This is a genomic window from Pseudoalteromonas 'SMAR' (genome assembly GCF_048515945.1).
In the GTDB taxonomy this organism is placed as follows: Bacteria; Pseudomonadota; Gammaproteobacteria; order Enterobacterales; family Alteromonadaceae; genus Pseudoalteromonas.
The window spans coordinates 191,099-208,021 of record NZ_JBLWMW010000001.1 but is presented as its reverse complement, the minus strand read 5'-3'; the positions used below and the strand labels follow the sequence as shown (position 1 = coordinate 208,021).

The 16,923-nt window shown below is 44.4% G+C and carries 15 protein-coding genes; 9 read left to right on the top strand and 6 right to left on the bottom strand.

The features are described from left to right. Window positions 1–78 precede the first annotated feature (78 nt). The 3 genes from ACNKW2_RS00925 to ACNKW2_RS00915 all read left to right on the top strand — a co-directional run bounded on the left by ACNKW2_RS00925 (window position 79) and on the right by ACNKW2_RS00915 (window position 4,435). A complete protein-coding gene (locus ACNKW2_RS00925) occupies window positions 79–609 on the top strand; it encodes a lipocalin family protein (RefSeq protein WP_419146870.1) in 531 nt (176 codons plus the stop codon). Window positions 610–789: 180 nt separating this feature from the next. Continuing rightward, on the top strand, window positions 790–2,709 hold the full coding sequence (locus ACNKW2_RS00920) for an alkaline phosphatase PhoX (RefSeq protein ID WP_419146869.1): 1,920 nt from the start codon (window positions 790–792) through the stop codon (window positions 2,707–2,709). A 118-nt stretch (window positions 2,710–2,827) separates the two neighbouring features. Then, window positions 2,828–4,435, top strand: coding sequence for a hypothetical protein (locus ACNKW2_RS00915; protein ID WP_419146868.1), 1,608 nt, complete (start codon window positions 2,828–2,830; stop codon window positions 4,433–4,435). A gap of 629 nt (window positions 4,436–5,064) precedes the next feature. Here ACNKW2_RS00915 and ACNKW2_RS00910 read toward each other — a convergent pair. Continuing rightward, window positions 5,065–5,382 (bottom strand): DUF3325 domain-containing protein, encoded by a 318-nt coding sequence (locus ACNKW2_RS00910; RefSeq protein WP_419146932.1) that lies wholly within the window; start codon window positions 5,380–5,382, stop codon window positions 5,065–5,067. Next, window positions 5,382–6,968, bottom strand: a complete 1,587-nt coding sequence (locus tag ACNKW2_RS00905) for a PepSY-associated TM helix domain-containing protein (protein WP_419146867.1) — start codon at window positions 6,966–6,968, stop codon at window positions 5,382–5,384. The genes ACNKW2_RS00910 and ACNKW2_RS00905 overlap by 1 nt, the downstream gene beginning before the upstream one ends. A gap of 515 nt (window positions 6,969–7,483) precedes the next feature. Between ACNKW2_RS00905 and ACNKW2_RS00900 the strand changes: the two genes are divergently transcribed. The 3 genes from ACNKW2_RS00900 to ACNKW2_RS00890 all read left to right on the top strand — a co-directional run bounded on the left by ACNKW2_RS00900 (window position 7,484) and on the right by ACNKW2_RS00890 (window position 9,186). After that, window positions 7,484–8,059 carry a uracil-DNA glycosylase family protein gene (locus ACNKW2_RS00900; protein WP_419146866.1) on the top strand — a complete coding sequence of 192 codons (576 nt, stop codon included), beginning with the start codon at window positions 7,484–7,486 and terminating at the stop codon, window positions 8,057–8,059. Between the two features lie 123 nt (window positions 8,060–8,182). Next, window positions 8,183–8,539, top strand: coding sequence for a hypothetical protein (locus ACNKW2_RS00895; RefSeq protein ID WP_336565408.1), 357 nt, complete (start codon window positions 8,183–8,185; stop codon window positions 8,537–8,539). A gap of 224 nt (window positions 8,540–8,763) precedes the next feature. After that, window positions 8,764–9,186: a DoxX family protein gene (locus ACNKW2_RS00890; RefSeq protein ID WP_419146865.1), complete on the top strand. Its 423-nt coding sequence runs from the start codon at window positions 8,764–8,766 to the stop codon at window positions 9,184–9,186. A 93-nt stretch (window positions 9,187–9,279) separates the two neighbouring features. Here ACNKW2_RS00890 and ACNKW2_RS00885 read toward each other — a convergent pair whose 3' ends face one another. Both ACNKW2_RS00885 and ACNKW2_RS00880 read right to left on the bottom strand, forming a co-directional pair. Beyond that, window positions 9,280–10,002 carry an ABC transporter permease gene (locus tag ACNKW2_RS00885; protein ID WP_419146864.1) on the bottom strand — a complete coding sequence of 241 codons (723 nt, stop codon included), beginning with the start codon at window positions 10,000–10,002 and terminating at the stop codon, window positions 9,280–9,282. A gap of 2 nt (window positions 10,003–10,004) precedes the next feature. Then, window positions 10,005–10,889: an ABC transporter ATP-binding protein gene (locus tag ACNKW2_RS00880; RefSeq protein WP_419146863.1), complete on the bottom strand. Its 885-nt coding sequence runs from the start codon at window positions 10,887–10,889 to the stop codon at window positions 10,005–10,007. Between the two features lie 262 nt (window positions 10,890–11,151). Between ACNKW2_RS00880 and ACNKW2_RS00875 the strand changes: the two genes are divergently transcribed. Continuing rightward, entirely contained in the window at window positions 11,152–11,979 is an 828-nt protein-coding gene (locus ACNKW2_RS00875) for a pirin family protein (protein WP_419146862.1), read from the top strand. 8 nt (window positions 11,980–11,987) lie between these two features. Next, a complete protein-coding gene (locus tag ACNKW2_RS00870; protein WP_419146861.1) occupies window positions 11,988–12,971 on the top strand; it encodes a glutathione S-transferase family protein in 984 nt (327 codons plus the stop codon). An 84-nt stretch (window positions 12,972–13,055) separates the two neighbouring features. On the opposite strand, the gene ACNKW2_RS00865 is transcribed toward ACNKW2_RS00870, so the two are convergent. Further along, the gene (locus ACNKW2_RS00865) at window positions 13,056–13,634 is read right to left on the bottom strand and encodes a DJ-1/PfpI family protein (RefSeq protein ID WP_419146860.1); all 579 of its coding nucleotides are present in this window, start codon (window positions 13,632–13,634) and stop codon (window positions 13,056–13,058) included. 239 nt (window positions 13,635–13,873) lie between these two features. Here ACNKW2_RS00865 and ACNKW2_RS00860 point away from each other — a divergent pair, with 239 nt between their 5' ends. After that, window positions 13,874–16,039, top strand: coding sequence for a M3 family metallopeptidase (locus ACNKW2_RS00860; RefSeq protein ID WP_419146859.1), 2,166 nt, complete (start codon window positions 13,874–13,876; stop codon window positions 16,037–16,039). Between the two features lie 110 nt (window positions 16,040–16,149). Here ACNKW2_RS00860 and ACNKW2_RS00855 read toward each other — a convergent pair whose 3' ends face one another. Further along, a complete protein-coding gene (locus ACNKW2_RS00855) occupies window positions 16,150–16,821 on the bottom strand; it encodes a LiaF domain-containing protein (protein WP_419146858.1) in 672 nt (223 codons plus the stop codon). Window positions 16,822–16,923 lie beyond the last annotated feature (102 nt).

Genomic DNA, 16,923 nt, shown 5'->3' with positions numbered 1-16,923 from the left:
TATGGTGAAAATGATATTTAAGCTAAACTTTATGGAAATTTTTTTCGTATTGTTGGCGTTTGAAGAAGGAAATAAATAATGAAATATCAACATCTATCCCTATTTTTTTTTATGCTGCTTTTAACAGCATGCACGGGATTACCAGAAAATATTAAGCCCGTAAAACAGTTTGATGTAGAGCGCTATGCCGGTACTTGGTATGAAATTGCGCGCTTAGACCATTCCTTTGAGCGAGGAATGCAAAACGTCACAGCAACATATAGCTTAAATGATGATGGTAGCATTAAAGTAATCAATAAAGGATATGTTACTGCAGAACAAACCTGGAAAGAGGCCATTGGCAAAGCTAAGTTTGTTGAAGATGAGAGTACCGCACATTTAAAGGTTTCCTTTTTTGGCCCATTTTATGGTAGCTATGTGGTGTTTGAATTAGACAGTGATTATCAATATGCCTATGTTACCAGCTACAACCGTGATTACCTGTGGTTACTGTCTAGAACCCCTACAGTCGATGAAGCGGTAATGGATAACTTTATCGCTACAGCGAAAGAAAAAGGTTTTGCTAGCGATGAGCTGATATTTATGGAGCATAAACCCATTTCACAATAACCATTGCAAGGCCACTTATATTGACTGTAAACCCCCTGTACAGATTTACCTGTATTGGGTATTCATACCAGTGTCTTAATCCTGTAGGAAAGGGTTAATAAATTAGTCGGTTAACTGTAACAGGGACACTGCACACTATTGCACGCTTACAAAAACAATACATCGGAACTGGAGTAAAACATGAAGCGTGTAGCATATTCTCTGATTGCAGCGGCAGTTGCAATGTCTCTCACAGCGTGTGATGGCGATGATGGCGAGCAAGGGCCTATCGGTCCTGCTGGTCCTCAAGGTGAACAAGGCAGTGCTGGCCAAGATGGCGTTGACGGCAGTAATGGTAGTAACGGCCAAAACGGTGCGGATGGTCAAGATGGCACTGATGGCCAAGACGGTCAAGATGGCGTAGATGGTCGTGATGGCAGTTACAGTGTACCTGGCCTAGTGCGCATAGCCACGGTACCTGCAGGTGCAGAAGTAACTGGCTTGTTCTTATCAGAAGGTGGGGATTTATTTTTTAACGTTCAGCACCCTAATGACAGCAATACGGAAACCGACAGCTTTAACAGCAAGCCATTTAATACCGGTACTGTAGGTGTTCTAACTGGGGTTAACTTTAACAACCTACCATCGGCCATTGCCAGCGCTCCAGTGCCGGCATCAACCATGGAACAACAAACCGTGGTGTCGGCGATTGGCCAATATCAAATTCTTGGCCAAACTGGCGATACATTTGACCAGCTTGGCGACAAAGGCTTAGCGGGCGGTTTAGGTGTTCATTACAGCATTTCTACCGGTGAAGAAATCATTAAAAATGACAACCCAGATTTTAATGGTTTCATTCCTGTCGATGCCGATACGGGCTACTTGTTTACTAACTGGGAGGCTTACCCTGGTGGCGTAAGTCGCTTAAAAATGAGCAAAGCGACCAGTGGTCAATGGTCTATCGAAGAAGCCATGATGGTGGACTTCGATGGCGTTAAAGGTACGGCAGCAAACTGTTTTGGCTCAGTATCTCCTTGGGGCACGCCACTGACTTCAGAAGAGTGGATCGTTTGGTCATCGGTTGATTCAACTCAAGACCCAGCCTGGAACGACCCTAGCGAAACTGGTAACGATACCATGGAAGCGTTAACTGCCCCTGACTTCCCTAACCCATATCGCTATGGTTATATTGCTGAAATTAAAAACCCAACATCAGATACTCCGGATGTCGTTAAGCATTTCACTATTGGTCGTTATGAGCATGAAAACTCAGTAGTTATGCCTGACCGTCGCACCGTCTACTCATCACAAGATGATACCGGTGGCGTGCTATTTAAGTTTGTTGCTGATCAGCCTGAAGACTTAAGTTCTGGTACTTTGTATGCAGCCAAACTTACTCAAGACGCAGGACTATCCGATCCAGCGGTAACCGGGTTTGACATTTCATGGGTAGAACTTGGCTCCGGAAGCAATGCTGAAATAGAAACTTGGGTTGCACAATACGACAACATTGATACCTCAGATTACGTTGATGGCCAAACCAGCTATCTGTCAGTGGCGGATGTTAAAGCATGGGCCGAGGGCGCTGCTAACTACCCTAGCGTAGAAAATGGCGGTGGTTTGGTGACAGCGGGTCAGCCGATGGACAATCGTGCAATTTTCCTAGAGTCTCGTCAAGCCGCTCGTCAAATGGGCGCTACGGCCGAATGGCGTAAGCTTGAAGGGATCAGCATCAATCATAATCGCGTGTTAGAAGCGGTGACTGGTCAAGATGTAGTGGCTGGCGAAGTCGTTGATAAAGCTTATATGTATATCGGCATTGCGGATATCGATAATACTATGATTGACGGTGAAGGAGATATTCAGCTATCTGCGCGAGTGAAAGATTGTGGTGGTGTATACCGTGCTCATATCGATAATAGCTACAACCTAACGCGCATTGAACCTGTGGTAATGGGTGGCACTTACCGTTCGTCATTAACAGGGGCAGAACGCTGCGATGTAAACCAGCTTTCTCAGCCTGATAACGTCATCGTGATGGAAGACGGCCGTATCATCATCGGTGAAGATGGCTTCCAAGAAAACAATACGCTTTGGCTGTATGACCCTAAAGCACAGTAATCGAAAACGGATTTAGATTACGCCCGGCGGTGCCTAAGGCACTGCCTTTTTTTAACTATTTTTTGGAGTCATAAAAGTGAAATACGTTAGCTTTATTGCAGTCTCTGTAGCTGTCTTCATGACAGGTTGCCAGGAGCCGCCAGTTGTTACCGCAAACGGCACCAAGGTGCTGAGCTCCCCTGTCACTGCGCCCTACTCTGAGGGAGATGATATTCCTGCTACGGCGTTTATGGCGCATGATGAAGTATATAACCCTGAATCGGTGATCCCGCCGCAGTGCTACACCAAAACTGATGGCGTGAATAACCCATGCTACGCTTGTCACCAGTCTTATGATGATAAAAAGCGACCTAATATGTTGCGTGATGGCAACTTACAAGGTGCCTATGAATTCTCTGATTTAGGTTTTAAAAACCATTGGAAAAATCTATTCAAAGATCGCTCTGAGCTTATTGCCAATATCTCAGATCAAGATATTACTAACTGGGTCAATCAAGACAACTACACTCCCCTGATTGAAAAGCTAAAAGCCGATCCAAACTGGAAGGGCGAAATTACCCCGATTGAAAATTTAGCTTTTCCTGAGCAGGCCTTCGATGAGCAAGGCTTTGCTAAAGACGGCAGTGGTTGGGTGGCGTTTAATTACAAGCCCTTTCCTAGTACCTTTTGGCCAACCAATGGTTCCACCGGTGATGTCATGATCCGCCTTGCCGATGCCTTTAGGGAAACCTCTGGCCGCTACAGCAAAGACGTCTACCTTGCCAACCTCAGTTTGGTGGAGATGGCTGTAAAGGGGCTTGACACCATAACTACTCCAGAAATTTCAGAATCGCAAATTGGCACGGATTTGAATGGCGATGGTGTGCTTAGTCGCATCACTAAAATTAAAGCCAGACAATACTATGTCGGCGATGCCAACAGCATCAAGCTGGCTCACGAACTGTACCCTGAGAATACAGAGTTTTTACATACCGTAAGGTACATTGGAGTAGATGAGCAAGGAAATATCTTTAACGCACCAAGAATGAAAGAAGTGCGCTATATGAAAAAGCACAACTTCAAGTCAAAGCAATCCTTGGGCGCAGCCTATTATCGCGAGGCAAAAGAAAAAGCCTTTGAAAATTATCCACAAACGCTTTATTTAGGTGACCAAGGTATCAACAACAACTTTGGTTGGACTCTAAATGGCTATATAGAGGATAAAGAGGGTCAGTTACGACCACAGCATGAACAGGAGCTTGCGTTTTGTAATGGTTGTCATAAGACCATTGGCTCTACGTATGACCAAACATTTTCTTTTGCCAGAAAAGTAGAAGGTAAGCTTGGCTGGGGCTACATTGATTTAAAAGCCATGACTGACGTACCAAATAAGGGCGAAACCCAAGGTGAGTTCTTAACCTATATGATGCGTGTCGGTGGTGGCGATGAGTTTAGACAAAACCAAGAAATGCTAATGCGTTGGTTCAACTCAGACGGTACTGTGAATAAACAAAAGGTTAAATCTGCCACTAATTTGTATGAGTTAATTACCCCTTCTAAAGAACGAGCGTTGGCTTTGAATAAAGCCTATAAAACCATAGTTGATGAGCAAAGCTACTTGTTTGGTCGCGATGCTACCCTAGTTGAGGCAAAAAATGTGCTGCAACAGGTGGACGACTCACAACACCCCCTTGAGCCTGAGCATCGATATGTGTGGGACATGCAGCTTGAGTGGCAACAAGAATAATACGCCTTAGCGCTATAACCCAAGTAAACATAAGCGTGTTTACTTGGGTGTCTTTTGTTTTATGACTTAATTGTTCCGTCATGATGAAGCGGATAAACTCGATCACTAGAGAGACGATAAAAACAGTGATAAGCTTATTATGTTAAATTGATAGTCTTACCTTTATTTGCCACCCTTCTTTTTGCATTTATTCGTCGTTTTTTTAGCTTATAAAAGGATGCAAGCCACTCATCGTTTTTTCCTTTGCAAGCATTAGAGATCATCAAATTACTAACTCAATGTTTATGGATCAGTATTTTACTTAGTTGTGTTATCGGGGCTGACAATATGGATCAGACTTTTACCAACAAAAGCGGAAATGGCATTACACAGATCAGTTTTTTACTAACCTTGTTAATGTGTTTGCTAGTAGAGATCAGCATTTTACTAACTAATAATAGGCGTGCGAACTAATAGATCAGCTTTTTACTAACTTAATGGGCAATGCGTTAGTAAATCCTTGTTGTATTGCTATAACACTGTGTGATTTTTAGACAAAAACATTCTACTTCAATGGCTTAACAAACCAAAGCTAGTAAAATCATGATCCAAAAAAAGCGCCAGTTACGGCGCCTTGATTAAACTCTGATCTATATCAGTAAGGAGACAATAAGCGCAGCAGGAAGTAGGTAAAATAATGATCTCAACCAGGTTGGCCGCAACGCCAATAGCGACACCAACAACAACACCGAGAAAGTCATATAACCTAGTATCTCAAGGCTACCATATGCCCCACTCTCTTTAATTGCTAGCACAAAACTGATACTGAGCAGAACCCAGCTCAGCAGATTGAGCTGGCAGCAACCTTGTGTTGAAGGCCGACAGCCCATGACCTCTTTGTAGTGGTTTGGTTTGCTGAGCGCAAAGCCGACGAAGGCCATTAAACACAGTATTAAAGCAACCAACATCATGAATCGACTACCTCGCGTTTAATGCGCTTACCTTTAGCTGCAGAAGAGCTTGCTGTTAACTTCAGTTTATTGGCCTGAATTAGAAAGCCAATTGCTGTGATAATGGCAACCGCATCAACAGCAAACAGCAGCCACTGTTGCTGGTAGAGATAACTTAGGGTGTTGCCTGATGTTACAAGTATATTCACCAGAGGTAAGGTGCCCCATAATAGGGCATTGCTCAGTGCAGCAAACCACCAAGAGCGCCGCGAGGCACTGACGAATGCGGCTAATGTGAATGCGCCCCAAGTTATAAAGAAGGCTAAAACCTCTTTGTCGGCTCGGCCTATAAGGTCAATAGGCAGCAGACGGTTCGCGTGAAAAAAAGCCGCAGTGGCAGCAGGAAGCCCCATGATGGTGGCGAGATTCAATGCTTCCACTAAGCGCAAGCCAAAGGGACCCTTACCGGTCGCTTTCGATTTTTTTCGCAGCCGTTTTGCCCACATGACCGCGCCCGTGGCAATCATGGCGCAGCCTGCCAAACCACAAAGGAAATAAAGCCAACGTAGCAGAGGCTCAGCAAAGCGACCGGTGTGCAGTGCAATCATGCCACCATAGAGGTTTTCTGCTGCTGACAACTCGGTATGCTGAGTCGCAAGCAACTCACCACTGGCAGCCTGATACATCCAACCAGGTGGATCGTCCTGCACTTGGCGCACGGCATTAGCATAGATTTTTATTGTGGCATTGGCATCTGCAGGCGATGAGATACTAATGCGGCGAATGGGTAGGTCATTATTGTTAGTAAAATAATGATCCAGAATGGTACCAAGTGCTATCTGCTGTAAAGGCTGGCCACTTTTTTCAATACTGGCTGAGAAAGGAAATTGCTCCGCGCGCACGGCTTGACGGTCGCCAAAGTGCTGTTTTTGTGGCTGTGGCAACAGCATAAAAATCAACGTCACCAATCCGGTGTAGGTGATCATAATATGAAAGGGCAGGGCAATAACCGAAGACACATTATGGCCGTCTAACCAGCTCCTGAGTCCTTTGCCGCTGCGAAACTGAAATAAATCTTTAAAAATACGTTTGTGGATCACCACGCCCGAGACCAAAGCGATCAACATAAATAAGCTAGCAAAACAGACTATCCAGCGTGCACTAATGGCATCCATATAATGCAGGTCAAAATGTAAGCGGTAGAAGAAGTTACCGCCGCGGGTTTCGCGATAGTCAGGTAATGGCTCAAGCGTCAAAGGATGATAGTAATTAAATTCGCGTTTACCACGACGTTCTCCGGCTTCAGGTTGCTGCGAAGTAATTAATAGCAGGCTAGGGCGACGTTCGGTGGGCATTTCAATACGCCATGAACGGGCGTCAGCGGCCTGCTGTTGCAACTTAGCAATGCTGTCGCTGACGATTTGGCGTTGTAAAGCTGGGTCATAGTCGGGTAAGTCATGAACCGCTGGTTGTGCCCAAAAACTGATCTCATGACGAAAGAAGCTGGTCGTGCCGGCGAAAAAAATAAGCAATAACAGCCAACAGACGAGTAACCCAACCCAAGTGTGTAACCAGCTCATGCTGCGGAAAAAAGAGTCTTTCACAGCGTCCCTCCAAGTGATATCAGCAAGCCATAGAGCAGGGTTAATGTCATTGTGCTAACAACACAAAGGCGGCGAAATGAGCGGCAACTAAAGACCCCAATAAACACCAAGGTATAAAAAATAAGGCTGCTTGATAAGGCGAATAGCAGCGCGTCGAGGTGCGTGGTTGGTAATAATAATGCCAGTAATGAGGCGCATAGGGCGGTGAAAAAATAGCCGCCTACTATTGCAATGAAAAAACGAATAACGACTTGTACTTGATAAGTACTTAATAACGGATTGGCGTTACCGAGCGCAGGCACAGCATAGACCTCTTAAATCAACAAAAAATAAGCGGGTATTATCCATGAATAAACAGCTAAATAATAGTGATTATCAGTTGTTTTACTGTGCCTGTTTTGCTTTTATTTGCTGAACAGCCTTTAAACCTCGAGTGCTAACATTCACAATAAAATGACATGCAATTATGCAGGCATTTTGTTAGCGTAGCGCTGAGTTATTTTTGAGGCTTTAGTTTGCAGGATATCTTTTCACAAGTTCGCGCATGTCAGCTTTGTCATGACTCACTACCACTTGGAGCTAACCCCATAATCCAAGGCAGTGAGCGGGCGCGGATTGTTATTATAGGGCAGGCGCCGGGTATCAAGGCTCACCAAAGCTCAACACCATTTAATGATGCTAGCGGCAAGCGCTTACGTGAGTGGTTAGCAGTAAGTTCGCAGCAATTTTACGACCCAAGCTTGTTTGCTATTATTCCGATGGCTTTTTGTTACCCAGGTAAAGGCAAATCCGGTGATTTACCGCCGCCATCAATTTGTGCTCAAACTTGGCATCGCTCTATTTTAGCCACATTACGTCAATCCAAACTGACGTTGCTAATAGGGCAGTACGCGCAAAAGTATTATTTAACCGCGGCTAGTACATTAACGGCCAATGTAAGTAGCTGTGACTACCAAAATCACCATTGTTTAGCGTTACCCCATCCCAGCCCAAGGAACCGCTTTTGGTTACAAAAGAACCCGTGGTTTGAGCAACTGAAGCTACCTATTTTGCAGCACAGGGTGGAAAAGCTGCTGGCCGAGTCGAGCTGAACCAGCAGACGGCTAAAAGACACGGCGTTTTGACTCAGATTTAGTTGCTAAAAGAGATAATTTACCTCATACTTCCGTCTGCTTATATGTTGAACACCATTTACATTTTCAAGGGAATTGATAATGATTTACAGCGTCACAGGCTGGGCCGCCGTAACCCTCTCGCTCGTCGCGTTTTACCCCAGCATGCTCACCGGTGCCATGTCGGTGATTGGATTTTATGTCTGCTTATTTGCCCTCATTATTGCTGCATTTGCTAGTCATATGGACAAGCCCATTTACTTTCGTATAACCATTTTTAGTGCATTACTGAACGTATTTTTCCTTAATGATGGCACTAAGTTAAGCTTGCTTTTCAATCAAACCGACTGGATTTATATTGGCTCTATGTATGGCATATTCTTAGTCGTACTCAGTATTTGTGGTTTTTGGGTGAGCCGTGACTTACTTGTTGCTGCCGTTGACGACAAACCACAGTAAAGGGGAAGGGGTGAGCTGGGTATGTTGTAAGGAGCGGCTGCAAAGTCAACTTATGCCATGAAGCGCACCTATCGAGTGTAATTCTTAAACTAATCGCTTAAATTCTGATAAATAGAATAAATAGTTTCAAATATACAAATTTCATTTGTTTATTTAGGATATATACTTTCTCTCAACAACTAGCCACTAGGTGGTTTTTTCAAACAGTTATTGAGGAAAGAAAAATGAACATGATCAACATTATTAAGCCTAACACACCGTTTGCAGCACTTTTGACTCTACTTGGACGAATTGGATTAGCGGCCATCTTTATTCTGGCGGCAGTGAATAAAATCCAATATTACGATGGTAATGCAGCCTATATGGCTGCCAGTGGTTTACCTGGTGAGCTATTGCCTTTGGTTATTGCTTTTGAATTAGTAGGTGGGGTGTTTATTCTATTAGGTGCCCTTACCCAGCTGACTGCATTGGCATTTGCTTTATTTAGTGTCGTCAGTGCCTTGTTGTTTCATTTTGATTTAGCCGATCAAATGCAGTTTTTGATGTTCTTTAAGAATATCGCAATGGCGGGTGGCTTTTTGGCACTGGCGGTATCAGGTGCAGGGCAATGGAGCATTGATCATAAGCAAGCTACACGTCAGCAGTAGCCTCTGTCATCCACTTCCAGCCCACGATTGTTACATATTGGGCTGGAAGCTTATTAAGTTCTAGTGGTTAAATTAAAGGGGGCAGACTAATTACTACGACTGAAACTTACCTTTAGCAACGACCACCATCACTATGGTTTGCAATAGCAATACCAGAAAATGCTGCCACCACATATAGCCAAGTGATGCATCAATCGCTTTTAGTGCCAGTTGTGAAATGTGAAAGCTCGGCAATAGCCATGCGCACCACTGCATTACTTCCGGAAATAGGTGGATTGGCAGCCATAAACCCGATAACAAAGACAGCGGTAAATACACTAAGTTGACAATGGCTGGGGCCGCTTTCGCTGATACTGACATGCCTAATAGCAAGCCTAAAACACACAGCGGTAGCGTGCCAATAAGCGCAATTGCAACAACCATCAACCATTGCGTGAGAGCGAGACTCACCCCTGCCATGAGAGCTAAACCACTCATTAATAGCGCGACAATAAGCGAGAACGAAATAGCGCTGGCACACTTTGCCACTAAATACTGGTAGGGTGATACTGGTGCTAACTGTTTAAGCGTGAGCCAGCCATTTTGTTTTTCCAGCGCGACATTAACCCCAAACGAAAACAAGGCCGGCCCAATCATGCCAAAGATCAGATAATTGATAAACATATAGCTTTGGGCTTTATCTGGACTAAACACAATGCCAAAAAAGAGGTAAAACAGGCATGGGAACAGTGTGGCTGGAATGACAAAACTTTTGCTTCTAAAGGTACTCAGTAAGTCCGTTTTACACTCTAATATCATAGACGTTGACGATAACATTATTAAGCACTCCTCGCGTTCATATAAGAAAGGTAACTCTGCTCTAAGCAAGGGGGGGAAACCACAAGCTCTGACACAGAAAAGTGTGATAGCAGTTGCAATAACACCTGGCTGGGACTGTCAGTCATAATGATGTATTTGCCTTGCTGATGGCTGATTTCCACTAACGGTAAAGCCGAGACAATAGCGGCAGCAGAGGCATCACAGCAAAAGCGGATCTCAGAGCGTTTATAATGGTTGTTGAACTCTGGAATGTCCGCTAAAGGTTGGCAGTTTCCAGCTTGTAAAACATACAGTTCATCGGCCAGATGTTCTGCCTCGTGTAAATAGTGGGTGGTCAATAGTACTGTCTTATTTTGTTGCTTTAGTGTCAAAATCGCTTGCCAAAGCTGCTGCCTTGATTCCACGTCCATGCCAACGCTGGGTTCATCCAAAATCACAATGTCGGGGTTACCTACCAGAGCCAATGCCATAAATAAACGCTGTTTCTCTCCCCCTGACAAGGTATCAAAGGTTTGTTCGCTGACACCCTCAAGCTGACACAGGGTAATCAGTTTAGTGATAGGAAGTGGCTGTGGGTAGTAACTCGAGAATAGCTTTAAAAACTCGTTCACTTTGATATTTAAAGGCAAGCTACTGGTTTGCATCATAGCACCAACTCGGGCGCGACAATCATCACTGCCTGGTGGCTGATTAAGAATACTAACGTGACCGCTTTGTGGTGCAAGTCGCCCGAGCAGAATATTAATGAGGGTCGTTTTTCCTGCGCCATTGGGCCCAAGAATAGCGTAGACCTTGCCACTAACCATACTCAGGTTAAGGTGTTGCAGTATTTCTTTTTCGCCGTAGGCAAAGTTCATATCTTGTATATTAATGACCTGCTCCATAACTGGCCTCCTTTGTTAAGTTAGGCTCAGTATTGCGCTTGCCAATAACAAGTAACAGTGATGGTTGTCAGTAAAGAAACTGACAAAAGTCATATTTTGAAGCGACAGAAAGGCTGCAAATTAAGGAGCTGTAATGGGGCTTTACATTGAGAAAATTGCTTTTTCATTCTATTAAAACGAATAAAAGCGACGATTTTCGCTAATTTTAATCTTGCTGTGCTTTGCTACTCTAATATCAAGATAAGTTTTGCTAGGAATAAAGATGAAACTCAAACAATTAAAGCGTGCTCAAGCAACTCAAGATGGTGCTGGGGTCAAAATCAACCGTATAGCTGGTTTTGATGGTAAAAGCCTTGATCCCTATTTAATGATTGATGAACTTAAATCAGATGATAAAAAAGATTTTATGGCTGGTTTCCCAGCACATCCTCATCGCGGTATTGAGACCTTTACTTATATCCGCAAAGGCGGGTTTGAACACAAAGACCAAATGGGCAATGTAAAGGCGATCCGCAGCGGCGATGTCCAATGGATGAGCACTGGTCGAGGAGTGGTGCATTCAGAAATGCCATTAAATGACAGTGAGGGGATGCATGGCTTTCAAATCTGGCTCAATATGCCAGCAAAAGACAAAATGCGTGCACCCAAATACCAAGACACCACCGACAATCCTGCGCCGGTAACAGACTTAGGGTCGGGTGGCCAATTTAAAGCGCTGGCAGGAACCTGGCAGCTTGGCGAGCAGACCTTAACTTCTCCTTTGCAACAATTAGCAGGGCAGGGGGCACTTGCTGATGTCAGTTTGCAACCAGGTGATGAGCTGAAGTTAGACCTATCACACTTTGATAAAGTGTTGATTTATATTCACAGTGGCCAATTACAACAGTATGGCACACAATCATTATTAGAGCTTGATAGCCAATACCCCATTGAGCTGCGCTCACAAGAATATGCGGGGTTTCTCATTTTGGCTGGAAAAGCCATTAATGAACGTATTGCCCATATGGGACCGTTTGTAATGAATACTCAAGAAGAGCTACATCAAGCGGTGAGAGACTATCAACAAGGCCGTTTTGGCGATATTGTTTAGGAGGATACATGGGATTATTAATTGATGGCACTTGGCATGATAAGTGGTATGACACCAAAAGCAGTGAAGGAAAGTTTCAGCGTGAATCAGCTAAATTAAGAAACTGGGTCACGGCCAACGGCGAAGCTGGACCCTCTGGTGAGGGAGGGTTCAAGGCTGAATCAGGGCGTTATCATCTTTATGTTTCCTTGGCATGCCCTTGGGCACATCGCGCGCTGATTTTTCGTCAGTTAAAGCAATTGCAATCCCACATTGATGTCTCCATCGTTGACCCAGATATGCTCAATCATGGTTGGAGCTTTAATAGTGCACGAGAAGAGGTAGGCGACAAACTGTTTGGCTTAGACTTCATGCATCAGTTGTATACGAAAAACGATCCTAGTTATTCTGGCAGAGTTACCGTACCCGTGCTGTGGGATAAACACCGCGACCGTATTGTCAGCAATGAGTCGAGTGAGATTATTCGTATGCTCAATAGTGCATTTAACGACATGACAGGCAATCATGACGATTACTACCCGGCGTCATTAGCGGCAGAAATCGACCAGATCAATGAGTTCGTTTATCACAACATCAACAATGGCGTGTATAAAGCCGGTTTTGCTACGACTCAAGCGGCTTATGAACAAGCGGTGACTGAGCTTTTCAAAGCACTGGACAAGCTTGAGGAACGCTTAGCAGCTCAGCGATATTTGGTACGCGGTCAACTGACTGAAGCCGATTGGCGCTTATTTACCACCTTGATCCGCTTCGACAGTGTTTATCACGGTCACTTTAAATGTAACCTTAAGCAAATTGAAGACTACCCAAATTTAAGTGCCTATGTGCGTGATCTGTATCAACAGCCAGAAATAGCTGAGACCGTGAATTTTGAACATATTAAGCGTCATTATTACTTTAGTCATACCATGATCAACCCAACTCAGGTGGTGCCAGTGGGTCCCGATATTGATTATCAACGCTATCATAATCGCAACGGCATTGCTTTATGAGCATAACGGGTAAGTGTTAATCAAGGAGACAGATTGAAGGCGTTGCATTAGCGCCTTCACTGTAATTAACTATAGCCACACTATTTACTTGTTTGCTGACCAGTCGTAGTCCATGTAATTTGCGGTTTCCATCGCAATGGCTTGACCAAACTTTTTCTCTACTAAAGCGAGGCTCATATCAATACCTGCCGATACTGCTGCAGAGCTAGTAAAATTCTGATCCATAACATAGCGTGCATTTTCCACTACTTCGAGTGTCGGATACAGTTCTTTAAGTTGATCTAGGTTCTGCCAGTGAGTTGTGACGCGTTTACCATCAATTAGGCCTGCCTCGGCATAAAGAAACACCCCAGTGCAAACAGCGGCGCACTGCGAGGTGTGGTTAGCGGTTTCTGCTAACCAATTCAAGACGTTGTGGTCACGACAAATGTTTTGATGTAATCCACCTACGACAATGAGTAAGTCGAACTTGGGATGGGAGTAAATACTGTAATGGGGGTTTACACTCATTCCCCCACGAGAAGTAATTGGAATATGGCTGGGAGCAACAATACTGATATTGATGGGAGTATCGATAAACCGTTTTACCGTATTAAATACTTCGAATGGTCCGCAAAAATCTAAACTTTCCGCGCCGTCATAAATGAAAATGCCAACTTCCATCAGTTTGCCTTACAGATCAGTTTTTTACTAACTTGGCTGATCTTGGCCTATTTTTCAAGCTAAATTGTAACAATCGATGAAAAAAATTAGCATTGATAAGAGCACTAAGGCGTTAAGCAGGGCCACATCAAGGGATGTCAATCTATCGCTTGTGATGGCATGTCGCTCGCAAACACATTGCACTTTTATCTGCTATGGGTAATATCTGTGGCTAACATAACAACAAGCGATGGAACATTATGTTTAAACCTACAATTACTTTATTAAGTGCTGCTGTGTGCTTGGCACTCTCGGGCTGCGCAGGCACTGCTGACAAAGCACCACAACAAGTTAAACTACTGCAAGATAAACAGTATGACAATGCTTTGCTAAAACCGTTTTCAGGGCCTTACCAAGGTGTGCCTCATTTTGACAAGATGGACTTGGCACTGTTAGAGCCAGCGGTAGAAATCGCAATGGCAGATAACCTCAAAGAAATTGAGTCCATTGCCAACAACCCTGCGAAACCGACATTTGAAAACACCATAGTGGCACTAGAAAAATCAGGCGCCGCTTTAGGGCGTATTTTTACCTATTACGGTATTTGGAGCGCAAACCTGTCGAGTCCAGAGTTTCGTGACATTCAATCTCGCATAGTGCCAAAGTTTTCAGCATACAGCTCTAAAATCACCCAAAACACAAAATTATTTAAACGCATTCAAGCCGTTTACGAGGGTGAGGAATACCAGCAGCTGACTCCTGAGGAACAGCGAATTACCAAAATGCGCTACGACGGCTTTGCCCGCAATGGTGCAACCTTGACGGGCGATGATGCTAAACGCTACGCAGAAATAAACTTAGAGTTATCAAAACTGCATACTAAGTTTGCCAACAATGTGTTGGCCGATGAAGAAAACTATGTGGTCTATTTAACCGAAGACCAGCTTTCTGGCTTGCCTGAGTCATTTATTACTTCGGCGGCAGCTGCGGCGAAAGCGCGTGGCAAAGAGGGCATGTATGCTATTACTAACTCACGCTCTTCAATGGACCCATTTTTAACCTACTCCACTGAGCGTGAGGTCAGAGAAAAAGTCTGGAATAATTATTACAACCGCGGCAACAATGGTGACGAAGCGGATAATAAGGCAATTATTTCTGAAATCTTAAAGCTACGCCACGAGCGCGTAAACTTACTGGGCTACGATAATTATGCTGCATGGCGCCTAGAAGACCGTATGGCGAAAAAGCCAGACAATGCCATGGCATTAATGAAGAAAGTATGGCCAGCCGCCATCGCTCGTGTTGAGCAAGAAGTGGCTGATATGCAGGCCATCGCCGATAAAGAAGGCGCGGATATCACTATTAAGCCATGGGATTACCGCTTCTATGCTGAGAAAGTTCGCCAAGCTAAGTATCAGCTTGACTCAAATGAAGTAAAGGCTTACTTACAGCTGGATAAGCTTCGTGAAGCCATGTTTTATGTCGCGGGACGCTTATTTAACTTTGAATTTACGCCTGTTGCTAAGGGTACTGTGCCAGTGTTCCACCCAGACGTAAAAGTGTGGGAAGTCACCGACAAAACTACCGGTGAAAACGTTGGTTTATGGTACTTAGACCCATTCGCTCGTAAAGGTAAGCGCTCTGGCGCTTGGGCAGTATCTTATCGTAGTCACACCACCTTTGATGGCAAACAAAATGTCTTGAGCTCAAACAACTCCAACTTTGTTAAAGCCCCAGAAGGTGAAGCAACGTTGATTTCTTGGTCAGACGCAGAAACTTACTTCCATGAGTTCGGGCATGCTCTGCACGCGCTATCATCAAAAGTGAAATACCCAAGTTCAAATTCGGGTGTTCGTGATTACACTGAGTTCCAATCACAGCTGCTAGAGCGTTGGTTGGCCACAGATGAAGTGATCAATCGCTACTTGGTACACTATAAAACTGGCGAACCGATGCCGAAAGAGCTGATTGCGAAAATCAAGAAGTCGGCCACCTTTAACCAGGGCTTTGCGACCACTGAATACTTAGCGTCTGCGATTATGGATATGTTATTCCACACCACGGATCCAGATAAAATTGGCGATCCAGTGGCGTTTGAAAAGTCACAGCTGAATGCCCTAGGCATGCCTGAAGAAATTGTCATGCGTCACCGCACCACGCACTTTGGCCATGTCTTCTCTGGCGAAGGGTATTCTGCAGGCTACTATGGCTACTTATGGGCTGAGGTACTGACGTCTGATGCTGCTGAAGCGTTCGCGGAAGCACCAGGTGGCTTTTATGATGAAGACGTAGCAGAGCGTTTAGTCGACTACTTATTCTCTGTGCGTAACGCTATGGATCCTGCCGAAGCGTACCGCAAGTTTAGAGGGCGTGATGCCAAGGTTGATGCACTGATGCGTGACCGTGGTTTCCCAGTCGAAAAATAATAGTTTAAACGCTATATGAAATAGTAAAACCCTGTCCTACGCGGCAGGGTTTTTTATATGTTTTACTAAACTGGCAATGGTCAACTCAGATGTGCTTGCTTGAGTTTAAATTACTTAGATTTAGGTTGCTCAGTAAAAAACTCCCGCAAACCATTAGCAAATTGCTTCAGTTGCTCTTTCATTGATACTTTAGAGCGTACCTCTACACTTCCGAGAATAGTGCGACCGTGAAGGTGAATTCGTGGCCGTTGTTTGGCGTGTGCAGTATTGCTGAGCGTATTTCTGGTGTTTTCGACTGAGCCCATAATATTGGTGATTTCAGTGACGACATCCACTGAGTCTGGAACAATGATGTCGTCGCTTCCCATAATACAGTCACTGTATATGTGTACCTCAGGGTGAGTGAATACGGCATTGGTAAAGTCGAGTTCGATGCTGCCAAGATAGTTGCGCAAAGTAATAGACTTTGGCACTCGCCATTCACCGGCACGGTGATCTGAGCTCAAAATAGCAGTGATAGTGAGAGGCTGCTGCGACTCACTAGGAGAAAATTTTGGTCCCATCCGTGCCGCTTTTTCGCTGTGGTATCTAGGATCGGCTTGTAATGGCAGGTCCGCACTTAAGGCAGCTAACGGTTCGTGACAATCCAGCCGGTATGCTTTATCAAGCCGCCTTTCAAAGGCATCTGCCGAGATTTCACCATGGCTATAATTTAAGATTAATTGATCAATGACTTCTTCCCTGACGGTTTCTAGCGGTCTGTCTTGTAATGGTACGGACATTATCCTTACTCCAACTCATAATCGAATAGTGATTGTTTGCAGCAACTACTAAGCCAATATTTATAAACTATACAATATCAATAGCTTAATGAATTTCTAGGT

What these genes read in the sequence shown, in the direction of transcription:
- ACNKW2_RS00895 (WP_336565408.1), top strand. Translation starts at nt 8,183, where the DNA reads ATGATTTACAGCGTCACAGGCTGGGCCGCCGTAACCCTCTCGCTCGTC.
- ACNKW2_RS00920 (WP_419146869.1), top strand. Translation starts at nt 790, where the DNA reads ATGAAGCGTGTAGCATATTCTCTGATTGCAGCGGCAGTTGCAATGTCT.
- ACNKW2_RS00890 (WP_419146865.1), top strand. Translation starts at nt 8,764, where the DNA reads ATGAACATGATCAACATTATTAAGCCTAACACACCGTTTGCAGCACTT.
- ACNKW2_RS00865 (WP_419146860.1), bottom strand. Translation starts at nt 13,634, where the DNA reads ATGGAAGTTGGCATTTTCATTTATGACGGCGCGGAAAGTTTAGATTTT.
- ACNKW2_RS00925 (WP_419146870.1), top strand. Translation starts at nt 79, where the DNA reads ATGAAATATCAACATCTATCCCTATTTTTTTTTATGCTGCTTTTAACA.
- ACNKW2_RS00910 (WP_419146932.1), bottom strand. Translation starts at nt 5,382, where the DNA reads ATGTTGGTTGCTTTAATACTGTGTTTAATGGCCTTCGTCGGCTTTGCG.
- ACNKW2_RS00880 (WP_419146863.1), bottom strand. Translation starts at nt 10,889, where the DNA reads ATGGAGCAGGTCATTAATATACAAGATATGAACTTTGCCTACGGCGAA.
- ACNKW2_RS00885 (WP_419146864.1), bottom strand. Translation starts at nt 10,002, where the DNA reads ATGTTATCGTCAACGTCTATGATATTAGAGTGTAAAACGGACTTACTG.
- ACNKW2_RS00870 (WP_419146861.1), top strand. Translation starts at nt 11,988, where the DNA reads ATGGGATTATTAATTGATGGCACTTGGCATGATAAGTGGTATGACACC.
- ACNKW2_RS00875 (WP_419146862.1), top strand. Translation starts at nt 11,152, where the DNA reads ATGAAACTCAAACAATTAAAGCGTGCTCAAGCAACTCAAGATGGTGCT.
- ACNKW2_RS00915 (WP_419146868.1), top strand. Translation starts at nt 2,828, where the DNA reads ATGACAGGTTGCCAGGAGCCGCCAGTTGTTACCGCAAACGGCACCAAG.
- ACNKW2_RS00860 (WP_419146859.1), top strand. Translation starts at nt 13,874, where the DNA reads ATGTTTAAACCTACAATTACTTTATTAAGTGCTGCTGTGTGCTTGGCA.
- ACNKW2_RS00855 (WP_419146858.1), bottom strand. Translation starts at nt 16,821, where the DNA reads ATGTCCGTACCATTACAAGACAGACCGCTAGAAACCGTCAGGGAAGAA.